This is a genomic window from Rhodanobacter sp. OR87 (assembly GCF_000473345.1).
In the GTDB taxonomy this organism is placed as follows: domain Bacteria; phylum Pseudomonadota; class Gammaproteobacteria; order Xanthomonadales; family Rhodanobacteraceae; genus Rhodanobacter; species Rhodanobacter denitrificans.
This window is the reverse complement of sequence record NZ_AXBJ01000015.1, coordinates 47,817-74,645: the sequence shown is the minus strand read 5'-3', so window position 1 is coordinate 74,645 and position 26,829 is coordinate 47,817. Positions and strand designations below refer to the sequence as shown.

Sequence of the window (26,829 nt, the reverse complement as noted above, 5' to 3'; positions counted from 1 at the left end):
TCCGCGTATGCTCAAACGATCGTTTGAACCGGCCCGTGGCCGATGGATGATTCCGCCCGTGAACAGCTCCGGCTCAACCAAGGAACGGATACTCGGCGCCGCCGAGCTCCTGTTCGCCCAGCGCGGCTTCGACGGGGCCTCGCTGCGCCAGCTCACTGCCGCGGCCGGGGTCAATCTGGCCGCGGTCAATTACCACTTCGGTTCCAAGGACAAGCTGGTCGAGGAAGTGTTCCGGCGCCGGCTGGACGCGTTGAACGAACGCCGACTGACGGCACTCGCCAAGATCGCCGGTGCCGAAGACAGCACCCTCGAGGACGTGCTGGAAGCGTTCATCCGCCCCGCCCTGGACCTGTCGCACGACGACAGCGGCGCCTTGTTCATGCGCGTGCTGGCACGCGCGTTCGCCGAGCACGACGACACCCTGCGCCAGTTCCTTTCCGCGAACTACGGCCACGTGATGCGCCAGTTCACCGCCGAGTTCGCGCGCCTGCTGCCGCAGCTGAGCAAGGAAGAGCTGTACTGGCGCATCGACCTGGTCACCGGTGCACTGACCCACGCGATGTCCGGCTTCGGCATGATCCAGCGCAAGAGTGACGTCAGCGAACACGTCCATCGCGAACAGACCGCGCAGCACCTGATCCGCTTCGCCATCGCCGGCCTCAGCCATCCCTGATCCACTTGCCCCACCTCTTTTGCATCCTCGGAGAAGCCAATGACCGCTGCATCCTCACCCACTTCAGCGCTGCGCATCCGCAAGGCCGCCGTGCTGGGCGCCGGTGTCATGGGCGCGCAGATCGCCGCGCACCTGACCAACGCCGGCGTCGAAACCGTGCTGTTCGACCTGCCGGCGAAGGACGGCCCGAAGAGCGGCATCGCGCTGAAGGCGATCGCCAACCTGGCCAAGCTGTCGCCTGCCCCGCTGGCCGACAAGAACCTCGCCGGCGCGATCATCCCGGCCAACTACGACGACGATCTCGACCACCTGAAGGACGTCGACCTGGTGATCGAGGCGATCGCCGAGCGGATGGACTGGAAGCTGGATCTCTACAAGAAGATCGCCGGCCACCTGTCGAAGACCGCGATCATCGCCTCCAACACCTCCGGCCTGTCGATCAACACGCTGGCCGAGGCGCTGCCGGAAGAAATGCGCCATCGCTTCTCCGGCGTGCACTTCTTCAACCCGCCGCGCTACATGCACCTGGTCGAACTGATCCCGACCCGGCTCACCGACCAGAACGTGATCGACGGCCTCGAAGCCTTCCTCGTCACCACCGTCGGCAAGGGTGTGGTGATCGCCCGCGACACCCCCAACTTCATCGGCAACCGCATCGGCGTGTTCTCGATGCTGGCCACCATGCACCACACCGAGCAGTTCAAGCTCGGCTTCGACACCGTCGATGCGCTGACCGGCCCGGCCGTGGGCCGCCCCAAGAGCGCCACCTACCGCACCGCCGACGTGGTCGGCCTGGACACCATGGCCCACGTCATCAAGACCATGGCCGACACCCTGCCCGACGATCCGTGGCACGCATACTTCAAGGCGCCGGTGTGGCTGGCCGGGCTCATTGAAAAGGGCGCACTGGGCCAGAAGAACGGCGCCGGCTTCTACAGGAAGGCCGGCAAGGACATCGTGGTGCTGGACGTGGCGAAGCAGGACTATCGCCCGTCCGAGCAGAAGCCGTCGGATGAAGTCGCCGCGCTCCTGGCGATCAAGGATCCGGCCGAGAAGTTCGGCAAGCTGCGCGCATCAAACGATCCGCAGGCACAGTTCCTGTGGGCCACCTTCCGCGACCTGTTCCATTACACCGCCTACCACCTGGCCGACATCGCTGACACCGCGCGCGACGTGGACTTCGCGATCCGCTGGGGCTACGGCTGGAAGCTCGGCCCGTTCGAGACCTGGCAGGCCGCCGGCTGGCAGCAGGTCGCCGGCTGGATCGCCGAGGACATCGCCGCCGGCAAGGCGATGAGCAAGGCGCCGCTGCCCGCCTGGGTCACCGACGGCCGCAGCGGCGTGCATGGCAAGGCCGGCTCGTGGTCGGCCAGCGCCAACGCCGACAAGCCGCGCTCGCCGCATCCGGTCTATCGGCGCCAGCTGTTCCCCGATCCGATCCTCGGCGAGAAGTTCGATACCGGAAGCACGGTGTGGGAGAACGACGGCGTGCGCCTGTGGACGCTGGGCGACGACGGCATCGGCATCATCTCGTTCAAGACCAAGATGCACACGGTCAACGACCACGTGCTCGACGGCATCCAGCACGCCCTCGGCATCGCCGAGGAGAAGCTCAAGGCGGTGGTGATCTGGCAAGACTCCGAGCCGTTCTCCGCCGGCGCCGACTTGAAGGGCGCGCTCGGCCTGCTGCAGGCCGGCAAGTTCGACGACTTCGAGAAGATGGTCGCCAACTTCCAGCGCACCAGCATGCGCATCAAGCACTCGCTGGTGCCGGTGGTCGCCGCCGTGCGCGGCTTGGCGCTGGGCGGCGGCTGCGAGTTCCAGATGCATTCGGCGCGCACCGTCGCGGCACTGGAAAGCTACATCGGCCTGGTCGAGGCCGGCGTCGGCCTGCTGCCCGCCGGCGGCGGCCTGCATGAACTGGCCGTGCGCGCCGCGAAGGCGAACCCGGCCGATCCGTTCGAGGAACTGAAGAAGGTGTTCGAAACCGTGGCGATGGCCAAGGTCTCCGCCAGCGCATTCGAGGCAAAGAACCTGGGCCTGCTGCGCGACAGCGACGTGGTCGTGTTCAACGCCTACGAGCTGCTCTACGTGGCCAAGCAGGTCGCCAATGCCCTGGCCGAATCCGGCTATCGTCCGCCGCTGTACGCCCGCGCCATCCCGGTGGCCGGCGACGTCGGCACCGCCACCTTCAAGGCCTCGCTGGCCAACCTGCAGGCCGGCTACTTCGCCTCGGAACATGACGTGAACATCGCCACCCGCATCGCCGACACCCTGTGCGGCGGTGTGATCGAACGCGGCTCGGCGGTCGACGAAGAGTGGCTGCTGGCGCTGGAACGCAAGCATTTCGTGGAGCTGGCGCAGACCGAAAAAACCCAGGCCCGCATTGCGCACACCATGACCACCGGCAAACCGCTGAGGAATTGACGGAGACGGACGGCTAGACATCCATCCCGAACCACTTCGTCATTCCCAAGGATCAAATCCCATGACCAAGCAAGTGCAAGAAGCCTACATCGTCGCCGCCACCCGCACCCCGGTCGGCAAGGCGCCGCGCGGCGTATTCCGCAACACCCGCCCCGACGACATGCTCGCCCACGTGATCCGCGCCGTGATGGCGCAGGCACCCGGCATCGACCCGCACCAGATCGGCGACGTCATCATCGGCTGCGCCATGCCCGAGGCCGAGCAAGGCATGAACGTGGCGCGCATCGGCCTGCTCTTGGCCGGCTTGCCCGACACCGTGCCCGGCGTCACCGTCAACCGTTTTTGCTCCTCCGGCCTGCAGTCGGTGGCGATGGCCGCCGACCGCATCCGCCTGGGCCTGGACGACCTGATGCTCGCCGGCGGCACCGAGAGCATGAGCATGGTGCCGATGATGGGCCACAAGATCGCGATGAATCCGGCGATCTTCAACGACGAGAACATCGGCATCGCCTACGGCATGGGCATCACCGCCGAAAACGTGGCCAAGCAGTGGAAGGTCAGCCGCGAACAGCAGGATGCGTTCTCGGTGGAGAGTCATCGCCGGGCACTGGCCGCGCAGGCTGCCGGCGAGTTCAACGACGAGATCAGCCCGTTCGCGCTGGATGACCACTACCCGAACCTCGCCACCCGCGGCATCGTTACCGACAGCCGCCGCATCGACAGCGACGAAGGCCCGCGCGCCGGCACCACCATGGAAGTGCTGGCCAAGCTGAAGACCGTGTTCCGCAACGGCCAGTTCGGTGGCACCGTCACCGCCGGCAACTCCTCGCAGATGTCCGACGGCGCCGGCGCCGTGCTGCTGGCCAGCGAAAGAGCGATCAAGGAATACAACCTGCAGCCGCTGGCCCGCTTCGTCGGCTTCTCCGTCGCCGGCGTGCCGCCGGAAGTGATGGGCATCGGTCCGAAGGAAGCGATTCCCAAGGCACTCAAGCAGGCCGGCCTCAACCGCGACCAGCTCGACTGGATCGAGCTCAACGAAGCGTTCGCCGCCCAGGCGCTCGCCGTGATGGGCGACCTCGGTCTCGACCCGGACAAGGTCAACCCGCTTGGCGGCGCCATCGCGCTGGGCCACCCGCTCGGTGCCACCGGCGCCGTGCGCATCGCCACGCTGGTGCACGGCATGCGCCGGCGCAAGCAGAAGTACGGCATGGTGACCATGTGCATCGGCACGGGCATGGGCGCGGCGGGCATCTTCGAAGCGCTCTGATTTTTCGCTCGTCATGTCGGCGAAGGCCGGCATCCAGTGCCTTTCGCTGAAACAATAACGGCGCCGTATCGCTACGGCGCCGTTGCTCTTTCAGCAAGGCGAGGTCACGCAGGTTGGGGGCATCGCGAACCCAACAACCCGGCCAACCCGGCGCCTCGCCTGGATTCGCTTCGCTGGCCCCAGCCTAGCGGGCTGCGATCGCGTGAATCACGGCTTGCTTGCAAGCTCCGCGCATTGTCCCTGGGCGCAATCGAAGTCGACCTTGATGCCGCGGCCCACGACGACCGGCACGTTCACATGCTTGACGACGGGACGGCCGTCCTCTTCCAGCGTCACCGTGTAAACACCGACCGGCAGCGGGCCGATACGGTAGCGGCCTTTGGCATCCACCTGGGCCTGGCGCTGGACTCCGGTCGCCGTGTTGTGCGCCGTGATGGTGTCGCCCGCCGGCGCCTTTCCGAAGACATTGCCCGCGGTGGCTTGTGCGTAGACCGAGGCCGATCCCGCCGCACCACACATGCCGATGACAGTCGCCATCGCCAGACTCCGGAGCGAGAAACCGCGGCGATGCCGTGGAGGGTTGCTTGAGAGGGAGCTGTTGTTGCTCATGGGATTTTCCTGATTCCGTTTGACTGTGGGGACATGAGCCCGCCAGACCGTTTGGCAGTCCGCTCATGGGGAAGTTCGGGACGGTTTTGTCCGCCCGCCGGGCCTGGGGATGGCTGACGGCAGGCATCGCTTCGCTCTCCGTCCTCGGCCACCCGGTAAATGACCGACGCCACAAACCGGATGGCCGAGCGCAGCCTACGCCGGCGTCAGGTGGCCGTTGAAGGGTCAGAGGTCATTGGAGGCCGGAAGTCACGGCCCCATGAAAGCCGGCGACAGTGCACATGCTTCTTCCTGCAGAACCAGGCGAACAGGTTCAGCCCTTCTTCGGCGACGGCTTGACCGGCCAGGGCGCAGCGCGCCAGCAGGCGTTGTAGAAGTCCTTGATGGCGTGCCGGGCGGGATAGAGCACGAAGGTGGCGCCGTAGCGGAACGCGCTGCGCCTGCCGCCGACCCAGGCGCCGAGGGAGTGTGACGAAAGCAGGTGCCCCAGCTCGGCCGGCGGATAGGGCCGGGTTATCACGACGGCGTCATCGACGGCGCGGGCTGCACCGCGCGGCTCGACCAGCACTTCCTGGCGATCGACCTCGAAATACGATCGCGTTTCGTGCGCCACGATCTGCCTGGCACGGGTTGCGCCCACCAGATCGTACGCGGTCAGCGTCACGCTGCCCGGCCGGCATTGCAGGACGAGCCGATGGCTGCCGTCGCGGTCATCCTGCTGGAGGTCCAGGAAAGGCGCCGGCGGCAGAAGCCAGCTTTTCGTCTTGAGGGGAAGTCGGCCATTGTTGGCCAGGCCGGCGACGGTCATCTGATCCGCGGTCAGCCAGGTCGGCGAGTCACCCGGTGACGTCGGCGCCAGAGCGAGCCCGTCGAGATCGATGCCCATGCTCTTCAGGTATGCATCCGCCTCGCCGCTCTCCGACTGGTTCGGTGCGGCGCCCGCCGCCTGGTGACGGATCAGGCTGATGCGGTCGCTGCCCGTGGGAGCCCACCGGTAAAGGCCGCCGAAATAGGCATAGGTACAGGCTCCGCTGCAGACGGCCGCCTTGATGCCCCGATACCCGGCACGGCCTTTGTGCCGCGGTGTTCCCAGATGCGTCGTCATCGCGCCGGCGCGAAACAGCCGTCCCAGCGCCATGCCGGCAGCCAGGTCGCCCAGCCCGGAATTCAGGTAGACATCGGACCCGGGCGGAATCTTCCCCGACTTCACCAACGTCTCGAACCGCTGCGGCGCGTCGGCGTCGATCACGCCATACAGATAGATCTGCGGCGCCCCGGCGATCATTACCGTCATGCGGTCGTCGTTGACCTGGATGACCATCTGCGGCGGGGTTGCGTTCCCGCTGCCACGTGCCGTGGTGCCGTGGGCAGGCACCGTGCCCGCCAGACCCGCGATGAGCAACAACAAACCCCGACATGCCATGTGGGTACGCGCCCTGCTCCAGCAGGCGGTGTTTTCGGATTTGCCGTATCGCACTACTGCTCCCGCGCTTCAAACGATGGAGTTTTAGGGGCTCAAGATGTCCTGCAGGTGAACACGGGATCGCGGCTCTCGTCGTTACCGCGAGGCGCCCAGGCAAGCGCCGCCCGTGTCGGGTTCACGGGTTCGCCCCGATCGTCCCCGCTGCCGCATCATCGGCCTCCCCCAGCAGCCTGCCCAGTGCTGCACCCAGCGCAAGATCATCCAGCACCCCGAAATGCTGCTCGCGCAATCTTCCCTGCGCATCGATCAGCATCAGCGTGGGCGTGCCTTGCATGGCGTAGGCGCGCATCGTCAGCGGCAACGGGTCGCCATCGGCGTACGCGTCCACGCCGACGGGGAACGCATAGCGGTATTCGTACAGAAACGCTTCCAACGCCAGCGGCCCTTGCGCCTCGTGATGCTCGAACACCGTATGCAGCCCGATCACCGCCACGCGGTCGGCAGGAAAAGTCTGCCGCACGCGCTGCATCTGCGGCAGCGCGTGCACGGCGCAACCCGGACACAGCATCTGGAAAGCGTGCGCGACGACCACGCGGCCGCGCAAATCGGCCAGGGTCAGCGGCGCGCTGTTGAACCAGCGCGACACCTGCCACGGTGGCGCAAGCTGCCCTGTCGTCATGGTCTGCCTCCCGGAATGGAATGCTTCGAGTTTGTGCGTTCTGCGGGTGGTTCACAAACGCGGGCGTCGTGCGTGGCGAAACTCGCTGCGGGCAGCGCAGCACGATGCGCAGGATCTGAAAAGTCTGGCCGGTTTCAGACCACTCGCGGCATTGCCAGCATGTTCATCACCAACCGGATCATGGTGTCCTTCTGTGCCGGGTCGGATTCGGCGACCAGCAAGGCCAGTGCAGCCAGACCGATGTCGTTGATCACCGGTATACCGACCGCATCCAGCAGGCGGCCATTGCGGTTGAGAAAGTCCACGAACAGAAATGCGCCGCTACGCTTGTTGCCATCGCTGAACGGGTGATTCTTGATCACGAAGTACAGAAGGTGCGCCGCCTTGGCCTCCACCGTGGGATAGGCTGGCTCACCAAACACGCTCTGGTCCAAGTTGCCCATCAGCGCGTCGAACGCGTCTCCGCGCTCCTGTGCGAACAGTGCGGTGGCTTCGCCGCGAGCTATGAGATTGGCCTTGAGGTCGGCCAGCGCAGCACGTGCTTCGGCCATGGATGGCAACGTGCCACCGGGTTGTGCGGCCGGCTCGGCCAGCAAGCCCTCGTCGTAGCGCTGCAATAGCAGAAAGGTCTGCGCGTAGCGGCTGACGATATTCAGCAGTCCGCGACTGGTATCCAGCCGCAGCTCCGGGCTCTGTGCGGCCCTGCCCACCAGCTGCAGCATGGCCGTCAACTCGCGCGCATTGGCCTCGAACCGCTCGTCATTGTGGCGGGCGTTCAGATGCTCGCGCAGCACCTTGGTGGCCCACTGACGAAAGCGCGTACCTTGCACCGAGTTGACCCGATAACCCACCGACAGGATCGCATCGAGGTTGAAATACTCGACCTGATAGGTCTTGCCATCGGCGGCAGTTGTTGCATTTTTTGCAACAACTGAAAATCGCTCCAACTCGCCATCCTTGAATACATTGCGAAGATGGCGAGAAATCACCGATTTGTCGCGGCCAAACAGTTCCGCAATCTGGTTCAAGGCCAGCCACAGCGTATCGCCGCGCAGCTGCACTTCGACGCGCTGGCCGTCGGCAGACTGATAAAGCAGGATCTCGTTGCTGGTCTCGTTCACAGCTGGCCTCCTCGGCGATGTATCCGAGGATAGCCGGGAGAACACCGCGAGTCTGCCACTGCGCAACGGCCGAGACACGCCAAGACGCTTACCGACATCTGCGGTCGGTCAGGTCAGTTTGTGGCCCAGCCAGCTTGACGACACCAACGTGGAGCCGGAACATTTCCGGCCGACGGCTCGCCGCGTACCCCACAGCCAGGAAGCTCCGCTCATGCGCATCCATGGCACGTTGACCCAATGGAATGACGATCGCGGATTCGGTTTCATCGCGCCGGCGCAGGGCACCGAGGAGATTTTCGTGCATGTTTCCGCCTTTCCGCGGGACGGTATCCGCCCCCGCATTGGCGAACTCGTCTCCTTCGAGATCGACCTGCGCGGCGATGGCAAGAAGCGGGCGGTACGCATCATGCGCCCCGGCAGCAGAACAAGATCGCGTCCCGCACGCCGGATGCAATCAACGACAACCCGCCAAGGCACATTTGCCATGATTGCCGGCCTGCTGATGCTTGCTGCCAGCAGCTGGTACGGCTACTCGCGGTTCGCCACGGACCGCACTCAGCCACCTGCTCCGGCAGCACGCGCGATCCAGACACTGCCTATCGCGCCCGCGCAAGCCTTTACCTGCGACGGCCGCACCCAGTGTTCCCAGATGACCTCATGCGCCGAGGCCACCTTTTTCATCAAGCAGTGCCCGGGCACGCAGATGGACGGCGACGGCGATGGGAAGCCTTGCGAAAGTCAGTGGTGCGGGGGTAGTTGGGCCGATTGACGAACGCTACAGGATCACGACGCGGCTGCTGGATTAAGTGGCGCTGCCCCGGAAACGGGAACGACGCCGTTGTGATGCGGCGCCGTTCTCGTATCAGGAAGTAGCTCTGCCCCAGTTACGAGCCGTGGTGTGACGTCAAGTTGACATTCAGATCGGCAATGAGCTGACGCAGGATGTTGTCGACTGCGAGCTTGGTCGACTGTTGCACAGCGTTCTTCATGGCAAACGCGCCGCCCCAGAACATCTTGCCGCCCTGCGTAGTGCCATCGGCCTGGTATACCTTGCTGAAGACATCTTGGTTGCCGCGCCGATAGGTGACTTTGAGTGAGACGTGTGCTCCAAGCTCGACGTAGGTGTAACTCTGCAGGTCGAAAACGAGCAGGCCATCATTGGCGGTGCCGCCCTCAGATTTCGCGAGTTTGCCGAATGCGGCCTGCACATCATGTGACTGCAAGGTATCGTCCAGCACCTGGCCAAACTGCACGACCCACACGTTTGCATAGCCAGCCATCGCGGAGCGGAACTCATAATGATTCGCGACAGTTGCTGGCGAGATCGTGTATTCCGATGCCGCCTTGGTTGATGGAAGCTGTGACGCGCCCTGATTGTTGATCAGGTATTGCGAATAGTCCTTTGCCACATCGTGTCTGATCGAACATCCGGACAGCAGCAAAGCCGCTGCAAATACAGCAAGAAGTGTCTTCATGTTTCCTTGTTCCCCTGTCTTCGTTGTAACTTCAAGAACCGCAACAACACTAGTACTACTTACCGCTCGCGTTGCTGCGCCCGAAACACCCGCCTGACCTCCGGTTCCAGCACATCCACCTGCCGCTTCTGCTGAAACATCGCCCGCTCCCCTGCCCCGAGCTGGCAATTCCGCGACAACGTGTCTGCGCCTTCCGAAGTGGTAGCCAGGAGGTCCTGCACGTTGACGACCACGCTCAGCGTGTCGCCCAGCGGTTCCAGCGCGAGGCAGATGGTGTCGATGGTGGACATGCTGCGGTACTGGCTGCCGCCGACCAGCACCAGCAGGTTGGCGTTGTCGATCCAGACGGCGGACTGCACGCCTTGCAACGGGCGCACGGCGGCGCGGGCGGCTTCGTGGTCGATGCGGCGGGACGCGTCGGCCGGGTGCATGTCGCGCATCAGGTTCTGGTGCATCGCGTCGACGTGCGCCTGCACAGCACGCTGGTCGCCGCTCAGGCCCGCCACCTCGACGCCGGCGAGATGGCCGGCGGTGATCAGCGGGTTCGTGCCCTGGCCGGCCTGTTGCGGTCGGCGTGTAGCGGTGGTCGCTTCCCCGTCTGCCTTGCTGCAGCCAGTCGTGGCGACACAGGTGATGGCGGCGGCGATCAGCCAGCGCTGCATGGTCATCCATTCCCCCCGGAATACCGGCCGAGCATAGCGCAGCGAAAAGGTGATGGCATGCTTTGCCGGCCCTGCGCGATGCTTCCGCTGCCATCGCGGCGCAAGAAATGGAGTGCGCGGCCGGCCACGAAAGGCCGATCCTGATGACTCCACCCAATTGTTGGCACGCCTTCCGGCATAGGCGCCGGAAGGCGCAATGGCGTGTGATGCACAGCCGGCAGGCGACTCCGCGGAAGGCACGGACCGTGGCCGGTATCGAACCGTTTTCAGACTGCGAAGCGAGACCGCCCATGACGATGCACCCGGCAGCACCTCGAACTCCGCACTGGCGCTGCTTGCACCGGCTGGCATGGAGCCTGTCCTGCGCTGCCCTGTTGCCGCTCGCTGCACTGGCGCAGGACGTACCGTCCCGCGCCGTCACGCCGGTGTCCGCAGCGTCGCCGCCGCGCCAGTCGCAGGACGACGCCTGGTGGACCGGGCCGATGCTGGCGAACTCCGCCGCCACCCTGCCGCGCGGCCACGTCCTGATCGAGCCTTATGTCTACGACGTGTCCTCGCCGCACGCCGACGGCTACGGTTCGCTCACCTACATGCTCTACGGCCTCACCGACCGGCTGACGGTCGGCCTGATGCCGGTGCTGGGCTACAACCGCATGGATGGCCCGGGCGACAGCAGCGGGATCGGGCTGGGCGACGTCAGCGTGCAGGCGCAGTACCGGCTGACCGATGTGCCGGCGGGCAGTTCGCGGCCCACGGTCTCGCTGCAACTGCAGGAAACCCTGCCGACCGGCAAGTACGACCGGCTGGGCCGGCGACCCGGCAACGGCCTGGGCAGCGGCGCCACCACCACTACGCTGCAGGTCAACACGCAGACGTATTTCTGGTTGTCCAACGGCCGCATCCTGCGCATGCGCTTCAACGTGGCGCAATCATTCTCGACGCGGGCACGGGTCGAGGACATCAGCGTCTACGGCACCCCGGACGGCTTTCGCGGGCACGCCCGGCCGGGGCGTTCGTTCTTCGTCAATGCGGCCTGGGAGTACAGCCTCAGCCAGCGCTGGGTGCTGGCGCTCGACCTCACCTACCGGCGCAGCCACGGTGCCCGCGTGCGCGGCGACGACCTCAATGGCGTGCCTGCCTTGCGTCTGGACGGCCGCTCCAGCGAGGCGTTCGGCTTTGCCCCGGCCATCGAGTACAGCTGGAGTCCGCGGCTCGGCGTGCTGTTCGGCACCCGCGTGATCACCGGCGGGCACAACACCGCGACCACGATCACGCCGGCGGTGGCCTTCAACTACGTGCACTGAGGCCTGCATCGCTCGCTATCCGCCCTTGTCGACACGGTGGAAGCGAACACGTTCCCGGATACCGTTCGTGGTGAGCCGGTCGAACCATGGACGGTATCGGCGTCGGCCGTCCATCCTTCGCCAGACTCGGGGCGAACGGTCTTGCAGCGGTCCTTGAACTGCTTCGGCGGTCGGGCGGTGCGCGGCGGCGCGGCGCGCCGAAGAAAAACGGCGGTGCGATTTTGCCCATGCGCGCCTGCATCACGCCGTCTCGTGCGTACTGCCCTCCGCTGCACCCACATCCCTCCCCCATGATCGCGATGAATGCATCAGGACGGACCCTTCGGCCAGCCGCGGCCATATCCGTTCCTACCAGGCCACCGCCTATCTGGGTTATGCGCCGGGATCGTGGTTCGTCAACGGGGCGCTGGTCTATGGGCTGGATGACTATTCCAGTTCGCGCCGGGTCGCGTTCCCGGGGATCGACGAGACGGCGCGCGCCGACTACAGCGGTCGCCAGTACACCGCGTTCGGTGCGACCGGGTATCACTTCTACGTAGGCGATGGACGCAGCGTGATCACGCCGACGGCCACCGTGCAGTACACCCGCATGAAGATGCCCGGCTACCGCGAGTTCGGCGGCAACTCGGTCAATCTGGCGGTCGATGCGCAGACGTACCGTTTCCTGCAGTCCGGCCTGGGCGTGAAGTTCTCCCGCGACTTGGCCACCTCCGGCGACCTGACCGTACGCCCCGAGATGCACGCCAACTGGCTGCATTCGTTCAGCGGCCGCAGCGTGAGCGAGACCGCGCAGTTCGCCAGCGGCGGGCCGTCGTTCACCGCCACCGGAGTCAAGCCGGGCCGCGATCTGGCCGAGCTGGGCGCGGGCCTGCTGATCGCCGGCGGCAACCGCTGGTCGCTGGCCGGCGCCCACCGCTGCCAGTTCAATCGCAGCTACAAGGCGGGGCCAGGTCATGGTGAAGGTTGCCGTGGCGTTGTGAGGGCGACTCCTGTCCGGAGTGGCAGACTGATGGGGTGACGCGCCGCGCGTACGGCTCCGGCGTGCGCTGGCTGGCGTCGGCGAGCGGGATTTCCCTGCGTTCGTCCTCAGCTGGTCGAAGGATGGATGGGTGGAGCGTGAGGTGTTGGGCCGGCGTCGCGGGCCGGTCGCGTCGCGTTCACGGCGGTCTGCGCAGAGTGAGGCGTATCTGTGGGCGTCGAGGTCGGACCGAGGTGGCTCGCGGGTTACAGCAGACGGGCGGTGTGGACATGCGGCGTTTGATGACGACAGTTGCACTGGCGGTGCTGGGCCTGGCGCTGGGCGCCTGCTCGCCGCCGGCGGCGGTGGTCAAGCCGCCGTCGAAGGCGTTGCCGCCGACCACGGCCACGGCGGGCGCGCGCTACGTCCACGCCGAAGTGAAGCAGCACCAGGACAAGTCCGGCTTCCGTCTGCTCACGCGCAGCACCAACGCCCTGATGAGCCGGGTGGCGCTGGCCGACCATGCGCAGCACGCGCTCGACCTGCAGTACTACATCTTCGACAACGACGCGACCGGGCGGCTGGTGGCACAGCGGCTGCTGGCGGCGGCGGATCGCGGCGTGCGCGTGCGCCTGCTGGTGGACGACATCAAGGTGGGCGAGGCGATCGACATGTTCGACGCGCTGGATACCCACCCGAACATCGAGGTGCGGCTGTTCAACCCGTTCGCCACGAAAAAACCCTCCCTGTTCTCCCGGGCCACCCAGTTCCTGCTGGATGCGCACCGGCTCAACCGCCGCATGCACAACAAGTCGTTCATCATGGACGGCAACGTCGCCATCGTCGGCGGCCGCAATATCGGCGACGCCTATTTCGATGCCGGCGACACCAATTTCCGCGACCTCGACCTGATCGCGATCGGCCCGGTGGTGAAGCAGGCGTCGCAAGCCTTCGACGAGTACTGGAACTGCGACGCCGCCTACCCGGTGAAGGCCTTCAGCGGCAAGCATGCCGGCCATTACGACCTGGCCAGGCTGCGGGTGGACCTGGCGCATGACGCGCGCGTGTTCGCCCAGTCGGATTATGCGCAGGCGACGCTGGACGAACTGCCCAACGGCGCCTCCGCCGATCGTCCGGGCAAGTGGTTCTGGGGACCGGCCACCCTGGTCACCGACCAGCCGGAAAAGATCGAGACCGGGCACGATCAGCCGCAGTTGCGCATCGGCCCGGACGTCAAGGCGCTCACCGATGGCGCGCAGCGCGAGCTGCTGCTGATTTCGCCGTACTTCATCCCCGGCGACAATGGCACGCAGTATCTCGCGGCGCTCGCGGCGCGCGGCGTCACGGTGAAGGTGCTGACCAATTCGCTCGCCTCCAACGACGAGCCGGCAGTGTTCTCAGGCTATTCGCGCTACCGCCGTGCGCTGCTCGAAGGCGGCGTGCAGCTGTACGAACTGCGTCCCGCCGCCGGAGCCGCCCAACCCGCCACCGCGCACGGCACCTCGTCCGGGGTGAGCCTGCATGCGAAGGCGATCGTGGTGGACCGGCAGCAGGTGTTCATCGGTTCGATGAACATGGACGCCCGTTCGAAGCTGCTGAACACCGAGATGGGCCTCATCGTCGATTGCCCGCCGCTGGCGGCGGCGGTGACCCAGTTCTTCGACACCGCCACCTTGCCCGCCAGCGCCTGGCACGTGACGCTGAAGACGGACGGCGGCGCCATGCAATGGCAGGCCAGCGACAACGGCAAGCCGGTGAGCTACGACCGCGACCCTGGCGCCACCACCCAGCGTCGCATCGAAGTGCAGATGCTCAAGCTGCTGCCGCTGGAAAGCCTGCTCTAGGGCCGCCGCGTGAGAGGACCCTGTCCCATGCTTCCTTCAATACGCCAGCTTCCCGCACGCCTGTCCAAGGCGCTGCTGGCGTGGCTGCTGTTCGCCCTGCTGCTGACGCCCGCACTCGCCCGACAGCCCATGTCGGCGCCGCCGACCGAGCAACAGAAAATCGACTACCTGATCAGCATCGTCGCCACGCTGCATGGCGCCAGTTTCATCCGCAACGGCAGCGCCTACGACGCGGAGCAGGCCGCCGCGCACATGCGCCTGAAGCTGCGCTTCGCCGGCAGCCGGGTGAAGACCGTGGACGACTTCATCGTGTATTGCGCCACCGGCTCGTCGGTATCCGGAACCCGTTACGTCATCCGCTTCGCCGATGGCCAAAGCATCGACGCCGCCACCTTCCTGCGCGGCAAGCTGGCCGTCTTTCGCACTCCGTGAATGCGGACACTCCCGTTCGTCCTGAGCCTGTCGAAGGATGAGCGGAAGGAGCGCGCTGTGTCTGCCGTCGCCGGGCGGATCAAGCTGCCGGAGATGCGAGCGCGGGATTCAGAGGACGCGGACGCCGCCACGCATCCGGCAGTCGCATCGACAACCGGCTGGTTCAGGAATGGGTCGACCGCACGTTCAGCCGAACGTGGCGAAGACCGGCACGGCCGGAACCGGGCGGGCACCGGGGCGCCGGCCGTCCACGAACATGTACAGGTGGCCGCCGACCACGGCCACCATCGGGCGACCGGACAGCTGCATCGCAGGGAATGCCGCGGGCGACTTGGCCAGGCCGATCTGGTGTTCGGCGCGCATCCGGGCGGTCTTGGCGGCAAACCAGGCTTTCGGGCCGGCCAGCAAGATGCCCGAGTCGGACTCCGCCTGGCGCGAGTTCTCGATGGTCTGGCGCAGGTGGGCGAGGTGGTGTGCGCTGAAGGCCTCGCTCAAGGCAGCGGACTTGAACGGCGAGGCGACGTATTCGTCGAGCAGGCCGCCCAGCGCCGCGGCCACCCGCAACGCGATCCGCCGGTTCGCACGCTCCACGCGTGAAGCACCGGCCGAGGCCTGCCAGACACCATCGAGGGCTTCGGCCAGGGCAAGGTATTCGGCCTGGTTGAGCGGGCGCCGGGCCAGCGGGGTGTCGCGACGAGCGATCAGCCACGCCTGGTCAGCGGCCGGCAGCGCGTGCGAGCGGCGTGCGACGCGCGAGCGTGCTTCCTTCATCGACAGGTCGCCGTCGGCCGCCAGTCGCAGCGAAAGCGCTTCCCGGGTCAGCGGCTGCGCACGCGGTGTGCCGTCGGTGCGGTACCAGCGGCGGTGCTCCAGCGTCGCTGGATGGAACAGGCCTTGCGGCGGTCGCAGCGTGACGCGCGCCTCCGCGGCGTAATCGAGCGAAGGGGCCATCGGTCGCAAGCCGGCAGCGCGGGCGGCGAGCACTCGGCCAAGCAGGATTTCGGCGACGACCAGATGCCGATGGCAGCTGGCCCGATGATCGCGCTCGGCCCGCGCGAAGTAGACGAAACGCACGCGAGCCGCTGGCGGGGTGCTGCCGGGCCGAACGGTGGCTTTGGTGCCGTGACAGCCCTGCCCGGCGATCCGGTGGCCGATCGGCAGCGCGCGATGCGCAGTAGGCAGGTCACCCAGCAGGGTATCGACGGAGGGCACAGGAACAGCGACGGATCTGGCCTTGGCGGCCTCTTTCACATGCACACTTGCGGGGATCGGCACACTCACAAAAAGCCTTCGTCGCTGGAAGGCAGTCACGACGCTCGACTCTGCCAGCACCGCACCTGCCTGGGTACCGCTCACGCCGTCCAGCCTGGACGGCCACGACACCACTCTTGCATCATGCGTGCCGCGAAAATGTGCGCTATCGCGCAATAATCGAACTTCGACTCTGCTTGGGTGCGCGCCGCGCAGCGGGGGGTGTTCCGCCGGCATTTCCCGGGGCCAGCCGGAAAGCAGGCAGAATGGGCGGCTGGCGACGCCCCGCCCGCCCCCTGTTCGACTACGGATGACCTCTTGACGATCACGCCCGCCCCCACGCCTCTGCCCGACCCTGCGGACGCCGCCCTGCTGGAGCGCCTGCGCGCCACCTCCGCACTGCTGGAAGCGGTGGCGGCCGATCGCCAGCTGCTGGACCGGCTTCCGGCCGAGGAGCGCCAGCGCCTGCACCGGGCGGTGGCGCAGCTCTACCATCCCGACCCGGCGGCCCGCCGGATCAAGCTGAAGGCGGCCGAGAAGGCGCGCCATGCCTCGAAGATCGAGGCCGAGGACACCGTGCTGAACCAGACCGGTATCCGCGCCTTGCGCCGCAAGCCGGTGTTCACCACGCCGAACGCGTTCGCGCCGGAAGGCTTCCTGCCGCACGACGTGCCGCCCGCGGCCGACGCCGCGCAGCCGCGCGAGTCGGTCGAGCCGAAGCACTGCTACGTGTGCAAGCGGAAATACACGGCCATCCACTTCTTCTACGACCAGCTGTGCCCGGAGTGTGCCGCGTTCAACTATGCCAAGCGCGGTGAACTGGCCGACCTGCGCGGGCGCGTGGCACTGCTCACCGGCGGCCGGGTGAAGATCGGTTACCAGGCCGGCCTGAAGCTGCTGCGCGCCGGCGCCGAGCTGATCGTCACCACGCGCTTCCCGCGCGACTCGGCGGCGCGCTATGCGGCCGAGCCGGACTTCGCCGACTGGGGTCACCGCCTGCAGGTCTACGGCCTGGACCTGCGCCACACGCCCAGCGTCGAGGCGTTCTGCCAGGAACTGGTGGCGACCCGGCCGCGGCTGGACTTCATCATCAACAACGCCTGCCAGACCGTGCGCCGCCCGCCGGATTTCTACGCGCACATGATGGAGGGCGAGACCGCCGCGCTGCACCAGCTGCCCGAGCACGTGCGCCGGCTGGTCGGCCATTACGAGGGCCTGCGCGGCGCGGAGATCCTGCCAGGCAGCAGCGCGCTGGCCAGCCGCGGCGCCGACCTGCCCGGGCTGAGCCGCGCCGCCGAGCTGTCGCAGCTGCCGCTGCTGCCGGAAGAACTGCTGGCGCGGAGCCACCTGTTCCCCGAGGGTCGACTGGATCAGGACCTGCAGCAGGTCGACCTGCGCCAGCGCAACTCGTGGCGGCTGCTGATGGCCGAGGTGCCGTCGGTGGAATTGCTGGAGGTGCAGCTGGTCAACGCGATCGCGCCGTTCATCATCAACGCGCGGCTGAAGCCGCTGATGCTGCGCACCGGCGAGCGCGACAAGCACATCGTCAACGTGTCGGCGATGGAGGGCCAGTTCTACCGCAGCTTCAAGACCACCCGCCACCCGCATACCAACATGGCCAAGGCCGCGCTGAACATGATGACGCGCACTTCGGCCACCGATTACCACAACGACGGCATCCACATGAACAGCGTGGACACCGGCTGGGTCACCGACGAGGACCCCGCCGAACTGGCCGCGAAGAAGGTGCGCGAGGAACGCTTCCACCCGCCGCTGGACATCGTCGACGGCGCCGCGCGCATCGTCGACCCGATCATCCACGGCATCAACACCGGCGAGCACGTATGGGGCCAGTTCCTGAAGGACTACCGCCCCACCGACTGGTGAGCCAATGGTGCCGGGGCGACGACAATCCGTTTCCTTCGCGCCGGTTTCAGACGCCGCTGCGTAGCCTTATCTTGCGGACAGGCGCCATCCGGCGCGATCAAGCATGAGGAGCAACGCCGTGATTGAACGCAGACCCTTCGACCGCCTGGGCGGAGCCGACCACGGCTGGCTCAAGGCCAAACACCATTTCTCCTTCGCCGGCTACCACGACGCGAATCGCATGGGCTGGGGCGCGTTGCGCGTATGGAACGACGACACCATCGCGCCGCAGACCGGCTTCCCGCCGCACCCGCACGCGGACATGGAGATCATCACCTACGTGCGCGAAGGCGCGATCAGCCACCAGGACAGCCTGGGCAACGCCGGCCGCACCGAGGCCGGCGACGTGCAGGTGATGAGCGCCGGCAGCGGCATCACCCACAGCGAGTACAACCGGGAGGACGTGACCACGCGCATCTTCCAGATCTGGATCATCCCCGACGAGAACGGCCAGCCGCCGTCGTGGGGTGCGCGGCCGTTTCCCAGGGGCGATCGTTCCGGGCGTTTCGTGGCGCTGGCCAGCGGCTTCAAGGATGACGTCGAGGCGCTGCCGCTGCGCACCGATGCGCGCGTGCTGGGCGCCACGCTGAAGGCCGGCGAAAGCACGGAGTACATGCTGGCCCCCGGCCGCTACGCCTACCTGGTGCCGGCCACCGGCAAGGTGGACCTCAATGGCGTGCAACTGGACGCCCGCGACGGCGCCGCGATCCGCCAGGAGTCGACGCTGAAGGTCACTGCGCTGGAAGACGCCGAGCTGGTGCTGGTCGATACCGCGCCCTGAGCTGCGCGCATGCGGGCGCGTGCGGGGGGTCGTGCCCGGATACGGGTAAAATTGGGTCATAGCGTGCTGCAACTGTGTGACACTGCAACAAAATCGTGTTCGCGGTTGGTCTTGGTCACCATCGTTCGTTAAGCTCAAAGCCACCCTCTCTCTCGGATGGTGGCCATGGCGAATCTTGAGCGCACCGCGTACCCGCGGTTTCCTCGTGTGATCACGACACGCGACCTGCTCCGGTATTACACCCCCGATGCGGACGAAGTGGAATGGGCTTCGGGCTTTGCTCGTAGCGATGCGGGCCGCTTGGGCTTGATCGTGCTGCTCAAGACGTTTCAGCAGTTGCATTACTTTCCTGCCTTGGAGAGCGTGCCGGCTGAGATCATCGGCCACATTCGGACGGTGTTGAACCTGAAGCCAGCCACGGCGGCTGACTATCGGGGCTCCAAGACCCTCTATCGGCATTTCGCGGCCGTCCGTACCTATCTCGACATCCAACGCTACTACGGCAAGGAAGCACAACGCATTGCCGTGCGTGCAGCGTATGAAGCGTCCGAAGTCATGGACCAGCGTGTTGACGTCATCAATGCAACGATCGAAGAGCTGATCTATCGCCGGTACGAGCTGCCGGCGTTCTCCACGCTGGACAGGATCGCCGAAGCCGCGGCCGTGACTGCGCAAGAGCGCCTGTATGACAGCGTCAGCGCGGGTCTGACGACCGAACGTCGGGATTTTTTGGACAGTCTGTTGGCCACCGACTTCGCCCAGCGGCAGTCGGCTTTCCAGGCGATCAAGGCCATCCCCAAGCGGGCGACCAAAAAGCACCTCGAAGCCGTTCTCGATCAGTTGGCGTGGCTGAAGACACTGGGCGACGTGGATGATTCACTCCGCGATGCCCCCGTGAACAAGATCCGGCACCTCGCCCACCAAGCCGCTTTGCTCGATGCGGATGACCTCAAACGCACAGTACCTAGCCGGCGATACGCCCTGATGCTCGCACTGATTCACCGCATGCGGGTTCGCGCACGCGACGATCTCGCGGAAATGTTCATTCGCCGCGTGAGTACGCTGCACAAACGCGCCAAGGAAGAACTCACCGCGATTCAGATGCACCAACGTGCGATGGCCGAACAGCTCGTCGCGAAACTGGACGATGTCCTGGCGATCCTCGCGGAGGAAAAGGAAGACCCTGCTGCCGGACGTCGCATCCGCGCACTGCTGACGCCGGACGGCAATTTGGAGGGGTTACGCGAAGACTGTGCGGCGATTCGTCTATCGGGCGGTAGCAATCACCTGCCATTGCTCTGGCGTTTCTTCAGCAGTCATCGTGCAGTGTTGATGCGGCTTGCGCGCACGCTTGATTTCGTCTCGTCGACGCAGAACCAATCGCTCATGGAAGCGTTGGCCATCGTGCTGGCCAACGAAGGTCGCAAAGCCGAATGGGTTTCCGACGCGGTGAATCTGCAATTTTGCTCGGAACGGTGGCGCAAGCTCATCATGCGCTCTGACGATGGCCCGTCCGTCAATCGTCGCTACCTCGAAATGTGTGTTTTCTCGCACCTGGCCAGCGAGCTCAAATCCGGTGATACCTGTGTGGTGGGATCGGAGGCCTTCGCCGACGTCCGAGAGCACTTGCTGCCATGGGCGGAGTGCGAAGCGCGCCTCGCCGATTTTTGCGCCAAGGTCGATATTCCACCCTCAGCGGCGGCATGCGTCAGCGAGCTGAAACAACGGTTGACCGACACGGCGGCACGCATCGACGCCGCGTTTCCCGAACTCAAGGGAGATGTGGCGATCGGTGCCGATGGCGAGCCGGTGCTGCGTCGCGTCCAGGCGCGGGATATCCCGGCGTCGGTGATTGCCCTGCAGAGTGCACTCGGCCGTGAACTCCCCACGCGGAACCTCCTGGATATTCTGGCCAACATCGAGCACTGGACGCACTTCACGCGGCATTTTGGCCCGATATCGGGGCACGAGCCGAAGATCAAACAGGCCACCGAGCGTTATCTGCAAACGGTCTTCGCTATGGGGTGCAACCTGGGGCCCAACCAAGCCGCGCGCCATTTCGTCGGCGAGGTCAGCCCGCATATGATTTCGCGGGTCAACCGCCGGCACGTCACCGTCGAAAAGCTCGAAGCCGCCACTCGCGAACTGGCTGAGCTCTATCTGCGCCTCGATCTTCCGCGGCTCTGGGGTGACGGCAAGAGCGTCGCGGCCGATGGCACGCAATATGACTTCTACGATCAGAACTTGTTGGCGGGCTATCACTTTCGGTACCGCAAGATGGGTGCGGTGGCCTATCGTCATGTCGCGAATAACTACATCGCGACCTTTCGGCACTTTATCCCGCCGGGTATCTGGGAGGCCGTCTACGTCATCGAAGGCCTGATGCAAGCCAAGCTGTCGGTCGAACCCGACACCGTGTACTCGGACACGCAGGGCCAGTCGGCCACCGTGTTTGCGTTCACGTACCTGCTCGGTATCAATCTGTTGCCGCGGATACGCAACTGGAAGGATCTCGATTTCTTCCGTGCCGACAAGCAGACCCACTACAAGCACATCGACTCGCTCTTTCATGGCGCAATCGACTGGACGTTGATCGAGACCCACTGGAAGGATCTCCTGCAGATTGCTATCTCGATCCAGGCGGGCAGGATCGCCTCCCCGATGCTTCTGCGCCGGCTCGGTGCGAGCAGCCAACGCAACCGCCTTTTTCTGGCGGCGCAGGAGCTCGGGCGCGCCCACCGCACCGTCTTTTTGTTGAACTGGATCGGTAGTTTGCCCTTGCGCCAAGAGGTCACGGCCGAGACCAATAAGATCGAGTCGTACAACGGCTTCGCGAAGTTCTTTTCGTTCGGCGGCGACGTGATCGCCGAGAACGATCCAGACGAGCAACAGAAGCGTCTTCGGTATAACGATCTGATCGCCTCGGCCGTGATCTTGCAGAACACCGTGGACATGATGCGCGCCCTTCAAAAGCTTGCTGATGAAGGTCTCGCGGTGTCGGGACACGACGTGGCCTTTTTCTCACCCTATCTGACCGGCGGCGTCAAACGGTTTGGTGACTATCGCCTTGACTTGAAGCGACCGCCCGAACCGTGGATTCGTGACCGCCTGTTCAAGGATGCCGCCAAAGCCGCGCGGGCGACGACCCTAGCAACGGAGCAAGCGAATGACCCAGCGATCGAATAGCACGGGGCGGATCGACGCCGCGTCGCCCCGCGGGGGTGTCGACGTCATAGGACTTCAAAAATTGCGCGCGACCTTTGATACGACTCACCTGTTGCGTGCGGTCGATGATCTCGACACCGTTCGCGCGGTCCTGGTCGATCCGGACGAATTACGCGCCGATCTTCTCCGGTTGCATGGGATGGCGCACACCCTGATCAACGGGGGAGCCTTATCCGCGACGAGCGTCGATGAAACCATCACCGAGTTGGCGGCAGACATTGAGGCCGAGCTGGAGAGCATGAGCGCCTTGCTCCTGACCATCCGACAACGGATACGGCCACTTCTGACGCTGACCCCTGACGATGGCTAATGGAGGAATGCAGACCATCTACCCTGCCAGCGATTGCAAGATGGTGCAGGTTGCTCGCGTGTCGTGATGGCACGTTTCGATCATGCCCCGCAGCTCGGCGGCCAGCGCCGCCAATTCGCGCTGCTTGGCTTCCACCTGTGCCAGATGCGTTCGTGCCACGCCATCGACCTGCTTGCACGACAGTTCCGTGCGTGAGGCAAGCGTGAGTAGGCTACGGATTTCTTCGAGGCTAAAACCCAGCGCGCGGCTGCGCACAATGAACTGCAAACGCTCGACGTCGCTATCGCGATAGTTGCGGTATCCCGCAGTCGACCGCTCCGGCGGCGGCAGCAACCCGATGCGCTCGTAGTAGCGTACGGTTTCCAGATGACAGCCGGTGGCTTTCGCCAGATCGCTAATGCGCACGGTGGTTGACTCCGTAGTAGCTACGGACTTTAGTCTACGCCGCACACCGCATAAGAGTTCAAGTGATGGCATGTTGCGACTGTGAATCAACCGGTCAAGCGTTGGCTCGCTCTGCGGCCCAGCGTCGCGTGTTATGGACGGTCTTATTCATCAACGTGGCGATCTTCGTGGGCGAATTCGGCGCGGGGCTTTGGGCTGATTCGACCGCGCTGCAGGGAGACTCCCTGGACAGTCTCGGCGATGCGTTGGTGTATGCGCTCAGTCTCTGGGCCGTGGGACAGGCCCTGCGGTGGCGGGCGGGGTCCGCTCTGGTGAAAGGCGGCATCCAGCTGCTGTTCGCGGGGATCGTGATCGCCGAAGTCGGCCGCAAGCTGGTGACGGGTGCCGAGCCCTTGACGGGTGTGATGGCGATCGCCGCCGGTGTCGCGCTCATCGCCAATCTCACCTGCCTCGCGTTGCTGACCCGATTTCGTTCGCACGACATCAACATGCGCTCGGTCTGGCTGTGCTCGCGCAATGACGTCATCGGCAATGCCGGCGTTTTGCTGACCACGGCACTCATGGCCTGGAGCGGCTGGACATGGCTCGATCTGGCTTTTGGCGCCTTGCTGGCGTTGCTTTTCGCGCGAACCGGTGTCGAGGTCCTGAGATCCGCGTGGCCGCAGTTTCGTTTGCACCCCTCGCACGTCCAGTGAACGCCATGCTGCCACCGAATCCCTCTCTGGCTATACTTCAACAATGATAACGACACGCATTCGCAATATCTTGCACCACGTCGCCGTGGCCGCCCTTCTGGTGTGGGGCATAGGCGCGCTGCCGGCACAGGCCGAGGACATCCCTTCCGCCGTCCCGCAGACCTGGCAGATGCTCGACTACCTGGCGACCGATTACGCGGGCGCGGTGAAGGATGGCGCTGTGATCAGCACGTCCGAGTACGCCGAGATGCGGGAGTTCACGGCGACAGCGCGATCGCGTATCGCCGCGTTGCCACCGACCGTCGCCACACCGGCACTATTGCAACAAGCCGATACGTTGGTGGCCTCGGTCGAGGCCAAGGCGACACCCGCGCAGGTGGCGACGCAGGCGCATGCACTGGCCGATGCGTTGCTGCAGGCGTACCCGGTGCCGACCGCACCGGAACGCGCTCCCGATCTGGCGCGCGGGGCAACGCTCTATCAAAACCAGTGCGCCGCTTGTCATGGCGCCACCGGACACGGTGACGGGCCCGCTGGCCTGCTGCTATCGCCCCGACCGGTGAACTTCACCGATCAGACGCGGGCCGATCAACGCAGCGCGCTGTCGTTGTATGAGGTGATCAGCCAGGGCGTGGCAGGCACGCCGATGGCGAGCTACGCGCAGCAACTCTCTTCCGATGACCGCTGGGCGCTGGCGTACTACGTGGGTTCGCTGGCTTACGCCAAGGAAGCGGTCGCCGGTGCCGATACCTGGCAACACGACACTGCCGCGCGAGCGCAGATCGCGGATCTGAAGGAGCTGTCGCGTGCGCGTGTTGCGCAGCTGACACCTACTCTTGGTGCAGAGCGTGCTCGGACGATCGTGGGTTACTTGCGAGCTCACCCTGACGTCATCCAGCAGCAGGCCTTGGCCGGCATCCCCCTGGCACGGGCGCGACTGGCGGCGAGCCTGACGGCTTACCGTGCTGGTGCGAAGACGCAAGCCACCCAGCTGGCGCTATCCGCCTACCTCGATGGCGTGGAACCGGTCGAACCGCAACTCAATGCACGTGACAGCGCGCTGCGCGCCCAGCTCGAAACGTCGATGGGTGCCTATCGCAGCGCATTGTCGGGTAACACTCCCGTGGAGTCGGTGGTGAAACAGGCCGATGCCATTGATGGTCTGTTGGTACGCGCACAGGAAGTCACCGCCGATGCGGCGAGCGATGCGGCCGCCATCTTCTTGGGTGCCTTCACCATCCTGGTTCGCGAGGGTCTGGAAGCCCTGCTGGTCGTGGTCGCACTGCTCGCTTTTCTACGCAAGGCCGCGCGACCCGAAGCGCTGCGCTACGTGCATGCGGGCTGGATCCTTGCGCTCGTGGCCGGTGGCATCACCTGGGCGATCGCCAGCTATGCGATCTCCATCAGCGGTGCCGGTCGTGAATTGACCGAGGGACTGTCGTCGCTGTTTGCGGCGTTCGTGTTGCTCGGGGTCGGTCTGTGGATGCACCAGAAGAGCATCGGTGGTCGCTGGCAGGCGTATCTAAAGGAAAAGATGGCGGCCGCGCTCAACCGACGTTCGGCGTGGTTCCTGTTCGGACTGGCCTTCATCTCGGTGTACCGCGAGGTGTTCGAGAGCATCCTGTTCTACGCTGCGTTGTGGAACGACGGCCAGGAAGTGTGGCTGCTCAGCGGCATCGCCGCCGGTGCCGCGGTGCTGGGGCTAATCGCCTGGGTGCTGCTGCGCACCAGCCGGCGGCTGCCGATCGGCACATTCTTCTCCGCCAGTTCGGCGCTGATCGCCGTGCTCGCCATCGTGCTGACTGGCAAAGGTATCGCCGCCCTGCAGGAGGCCGGCTGGGTCGCGGTGAGCGTGGCGCCAGTGCCGCATATCGAATTGCTGGGCATCTATCCGACCTGGCAATCCTTGTTGGCCCAGTTGGCGATTTTGGTGCTGCTGGCTGTCGGATTCGTGTTCAATATCCGTCGTGGCCGTCAACGACTCCCGTCACCTCCAACGACTCGGGAAGTGCTCCCCGATGCAGACTGAAGGCGACAAGACATGAGCGACTGCGGCTGCCACGTGCAAGCGACCAATGAAGCGGAACGCCGAATTCTGCGCGTCGCCTTGGGGCTCAATGCCACGATGTTCGTGGTCGGCATCGTCGCGGGGCTGATCGCCCAGTCGATGGGATTGATCGCCGACTCGCTGGATATGCTGGCCGATGCGAGTGCCTACGGCATCGCCCTGCTGGCGTGGGCGCGCAGCGCGAGCTTCAAGGCCTCGGCGGCACAACTGAGCGGAACACTGCTTTTGGTGCTGGGGCTAGGCGTCTTGCTCGGTGTCGTGTGGCGCCTTGTGATGGGAAGCCACCCCGAGGGCTTATGGATGACGGGCATCGCCTTGGTGGCTCTCGTCGTCAACACCACGGTGCTGCGCTTGCTGGAACGCTTTCGTCATGGTGAGGTGCATTTGCGAGCGACTTGGCTATTTACCCGGGTCGATGTCCTCGCGAACTTGGCGGTCATCGTCTCCGGTGTGCTGGTGCTTCTATGGCACAGCGCGGTGCCTGATCTGGTGATCGGTACGGCCATCGCCTGCTATGTACTGAAGGAGGCGCTGGGCATTCTGCGCGAAGCGAAGGAAGCGCGGGTTGCCGCCAGCGAATCGATCGTCAAACCATGACCGCTCCGGCATTGGGGCTTGGCCCGGTGGTGTATGCCGTTGACCTTCGACTGTTCCACGCCATCCATCCGTCTACACCGCCGTCGCCCGCGATGCTGCATCTGGCGCGCGGTCTGGCCGATGGGCCGTTGATCCTGACCGCTGCTCTCCTTGGGACGATGCTGATGTTTCCTCGGTGGTCGATGCGCTCGATCGCCCTGAAAGCGGTGGGTGTCGCTGCCGTGGCACTACTCCTGAATCTGGTCATCGGCGCTGTCTGGGATCGAGCGCGCCCCTTCGTGGCCGGTGTCGGCCAAGCATGGGTCTCCCATGCGGCGACCGGCAGCTTTCCCAGCGACCACCTGACCGTGCAGTGGGTCGTCGCCGGCATACTGTTGCTGAATCAACGCAGCCGAGTTTGGGGCATCGGGATCGCACTGCTTGGTCTGCTCATGGCATGGGCACGCATCTACCTGGGCGTGCATTATCCCGGCGATATGCTGGGAGCCCTCGCGATAGGTGGGCTGGCCATGCTGAGTGGCTGGGCTGGGGTTGCGAGCCAGCCCCACGCCGTCCAACGGCGGTGACCACGTAGCCGCGCATACTGTCGGCCTTCCACCGTGGCCAGCGTCGCCAGCGGGCACGCGATCGCCCAGGTTCATCGGCATCGCACGCACAATGACGTGCGCAGGCTTGAGACAGGACGACGGTTCCCGTC

Annotated in this window: 24 protein-coding genes; 16 read left to right on the top strand and 8 right to left on the bottom strand. The window is 65.4% G+C overall.

Annotated elements, in window-relative coordinates; translation table 11 throughout:
• Positions 1-46: 46 nt before the first annotated feature.
• The 3 genes from RHOOR87_RS0112730 to RHOOR87_RS0112720 all read left to right on the top strand — a co-directional run bounded on the left by RHOOR87_RS0112730 (position 47) and on the right by RHOOR87_RS0112720 (position 4,367).
• The gene (locus tag RHOOR87_RS0112730; RefSeq protein WP_037114726.1) at positions 47-673 is read left to right on the top strand and encodes a TetR/AcrR family transcriptional regulator; all 627 of its coding nucleotides are present in this window, start codon (positions 47-49) and stop codon (positions 671-673) included.
• A gap of 39 nt (positions 674-712) precedes the next feature.
• Complete coding sequence (locus RHOOR87_RS0112725; protein WP_007508345.1) at positions 713-3,100, top strand: 3-hydroxyacyl-CoA dehydrogenase/enoyl-CoA hydratase family protein; 2,388 nt, start codon at positions 713-715, stop codon at positions 3,098-3,100.
• 61 nt (positions 3,101-3,161) lie between these two features.
• Positions 3,162-4,367, top strand: coding sequence for an acetyl-CoA C-acyltransferase (locus RHOOR87_RS0112720; RefSeq protein WP_027485222.1), 1,206 nt, complete (start codon positions 3,162-3,164; stop codon positions 4,365-4,367).
• A 207-nt stretch (positions 4,368-4,574) separates the two neighbouring features.
• Here RHOOR87_RS0112720 and RHOOR87_RS0112715 read toward each other — a convergent pair whose 3' ends face one another.
• The 4 genes from RHOOR87_RS0112715 to RHOOR87_RS0112700 all read right to left on the bottom strand — a co-directional run bounded on the left by RHOOR87_RS0112715 (position 4,575) and on the right by RHOOR87_RS0112700 (position 8,199).
• Positions 4,575-4,976, bottom strand: coding sequence for a carboxypeptidase-like regulatory domain-containing protein (locus RHOOR87_RS0112715; RefSeq protein ID WP_155950952.1), 402 nt, complete (start codon positions 4,974-4,976; stop codon positions 4,575-4,577).
• Between the two features lie 313 nt (positions 4,977-5,289).
• A complete protein-coding gene (locus RHOOR87_RS0112710; protein ID WP_043795574.1) occupies positions 5,290-6,297 on the bottom strand; it encodes a hypothetical protein in 1,008 nt (335 codons plus the stop codon).
• Between the two features lie 277 nt (positions 6,298-6,574).
• A complete protein-coding gene (locus RHOOR87_RS0112705; RefSeq protein WP_027485220.1) occupies positions 6,575-7,078 on the bottom strand; it encodes a redoxin domain-containing protein in 504 nt (167 codons plus the stop codon).
• Between the two features lie 134 nt (positions 7,079-7,212).
• Positions 7,213-8,199, bottom strand: coding sequence for a Fic family protein (locus tag RHOOR87_RS0112700; protein WP_015447658.1), 987 nt, complete (start codon positions 8,197-8,199; stop codon positions 7,213-7,215).
• 211 nt (positions 8,200-8,410) lie between these two features.
• Here RHOOR87_RS0112700 and RHOOR87_RS0112695 point away from each other — a divergent pair, with 211 nt between their 5' ends.
• Positions 8,411-8,968 (top strand): cold shock domain-containing protein, encoded by a 558-nt coding sequence (locus RHOOR87_RS0112695; protein WP_027485219.1) that lies wholly within the window; start codon positions 8,411-8,413, stop codon positions 8,966-8,968.
• Positions 8,969-9,083: 115 nt separating this feature from the next.
• Here RHOOR87_RS0112695 and RHOOR87_RS0112690 read toward each other — a convergent pair whose 3' ends face one another.
• Both RHOOR87_RS0112690 and RHOOR87_RS0112685 read right to left on the bottom strand, forming a co-directional pair.
• Positions 9,084-9,674: a hypothetical protein gene (locus RHOOR87_RS0112690; RefSeq protein WP_015447660.1), complete on the bottom strand. Its 591-nt coding sequence runs from the start codon at positions 9,672-9,674 to the stop codon at positions 9,084-9,086.
• Between the two features lie 59 nt (positions 9,675-9,733).
• On the bottom strand, positions 9,734-10,336 hold the full coding sequence (locus tag RHOOR87_RS0112685; RefSeq protein WP_100224867.1) for a hypothetical protein: 603 nt from the start codon (positions 10,334-10,336) through the stop codon (positions 9,734-9,736).
• Between the two features lie 290 nt (positions 10,337-10,626).
• On the opposite strand from RHOOR87_RS0112685, the gene RHOOR87_RS0112680 reads away from it, so the two are divergent.
• The 4 genes from RHOOR87_RS0112680 (at position 10,627) to RHOOR87_RS0112665 (ending at position 14,874) form a co-directional block, all read left to right on the top strand.
• Positions 10,627-11,640 (top strand): transporter, encoded by a 1,014-nt coding sequence (locus tag RHOOR87_RS0112680; RefSeq protein WP_027485218.1) that lies wholly within the window; start codon positions 10,627-10,629, stop codon positions 11,638-11,640.
• Positions 11,641-11,875: 235 nt separating this feature from the next.
• Positions 11,876-12,658 (top strand): autotransporter outer membrane beta-barrel domain-containing protein, encoded by a 783-nt coding sequence (locus tag RHOOR87_RS19910; RefSeq protein ID WP_081602807.1) that lies wholly within the window; start codon positions 11,876-11,878, stop codon positions 12,656-12,658.
• 242 nt (positions 12,659-12,900) lie between these two features.
• A complete protein-coding gene (locus RHOOR87_RS0112670; protein WP_231381791.1) occupies positions 12,901-14,442 on the top strand; it encodes a phospholipase D family protein in 1,542 nt (513 codons plus the stop codon).
• A 27-nt stretch (positions 14,443-14,469) separates the two neighbouring features.
• A complete protein-coding gene (locus tag RHOOR87_RS0112665; RefSeq protein WP_015447664.1) occupies positions 14,470-14,874 on the top strand; it encodes a DUF5329 family protein in 405 nt (134 codons plus the stop codon).
• A 186-nt stretch (positions 14,875-15,060) separates the two neighbouring features.
• On the opposite strand, the gene RHOOR87_RS0112660 is transcribed toward RHOOR87_RS0112665, so the two are convergent.
• Complete coding sequence (locus tag RHOOR87_RS0112660; RefSeq protein WP_231378301.1) at positions 15,061-16,230, bottom strand: hypothetical protein; 1,170 nt, start codon at positions 16,228-16,230, stop codon at positions 15,061-15,063.
• 213 nt (positions 16,231-16,443) lie between these two features.
• Here RHOOR87_RS0112660 and RHOOR87_RS0112655 point away from each other — a divergent pair, with 213 nt between their 5' ends.
• From RHOOR87_RS0112655 to tnpC, 4 genes are all read left to right on the top strand, one after another.
• Positions 16,444-18,012: an SDR family oxidoreductase gene (locus RHOOR87_RS0112655; protein ID WP_015447666.1), complete on the top strand. Its 1,569-nt coding sequence runs from the start codon at positions 16,444-16,446 to the stop codon at positions 18,010-18,012.
• Between the two features lie 118 nt (positions 18,013-18,130).
• Complete coding sequence (locus RHOOR87_RS0112650) at positions 18,131-18,832, top strand: pirin family protein (protein WP_015447667.1); 702 nt, start codon at positions 18,131-18,133, stop codon at positions 18,830-18,832.
• Between the two features lie 165 nt (positions 18,833-18,997).
• Positions 18,998-22,018: a Tn3 family transposase gene (locus RHOOR87_RS0112645; protein WP_027485213.1), complete on the top strand. Its 3,021-nt coding sequence runs from the start codon at positions 18,998-19,000 to the stop codon at positions 22,016-22,018.
• Positions 21,999-22,367: a Tn3 family transposase post-transcriptional regulator TnpC gene (gene tnpC / locus RHOOR87_RS0112640; protein WP_068205447.1), complete on the top strand. Its 369-nt coding sequence runs from the start codon at positions 21,999-22,001 to the stop codon at positions 22,365-22,367. Before RHOOR87_RS0112645 ends, tnpC begins: the two co-directional genes overlap by 20 nt.
• Positions 22,368-22,385: 18 nt before the next feature.
• Here tnpC and RHOOR87_RS0112635 read toward each other — a convergent pair whose 3' ends face one another.
• Positions 22,386-22,772, bottom strand: coding sequence for a helix-turn-helix domain-containing protein (locus RHOOR87_RS0112635; protein WP_027485211.1), 387 nt, complete (start codon positions 22,770-22,772; stop codon positions 22,386-22,388).
• 65 nt (positions 22,773-22,837) lie between these two features.
• On the opposite strand from RHOOR87_RS0112635, the gene RHOOR87_RS0112630 reads away from it, so the two are divergent.
• The 4 genes from RHOOR87_RS0112630 to RHOOR87_RS19255 all read left to right on the top strand — a co-directional run bounded on the left by RHOOR87_RS0112630 (position 22,838) and on the right by RHOOR87_RS19255 (position 26,698).
• The gene (locus RHOOR87_RS0112630) at positions 22,838-23,467 is read left to right on the top strand and encodes a cation transporter (protein ID WP_027485210.1); all 630 of its coding nucleotides are present in this window, start codon (positions 22,838-22,840) and stop codon (positions 23,465-23,467) included.
• Between the two features lie 70 nt (positions 23,468-23,537).
• The gene (locus tag RHOOR87_RS0112625) at positions 23,538-25,496 is read left to right on the top strand and encodes a cytochrome c/FTR1 family iron permease (RefSeq protein WP_240954413.1); all 1,959 of its coding nucleotides are present in this window, start codon (positions 23,538-23,540) and stop codon (positions 25,494-25,496) included.
• A 12-nt stretch (positions 25,497-25,508) separates the two neighbouring features.
• Complete coding sequence (locus RHOOR87_RS0112620) at positions 25,509-26,132, top strand: cation transporter (protein WP_027485208.1); 624 nt, start codon at positions 25,509-25,511, stop codon at positions 26,130-26,132.
• Positions 26,129-26,698, top strand: a complete 570-nt coding sequence (locus RHOOR87_RS19255; RefSeq protein ID WP_027485207.1) for a phosphatase PAP2 family protein — start codon at positions 26,129-26,131, stop codon at positions 26,696-26,698. Before RHOOR87_RS0112620 ends, RHOOR87_RS19255 begins: the two co-directional genes overlap by 4 nt.
• The last annotated feature ends 131 nt before the right edge of the window (positions 26,699-26,829 follow it).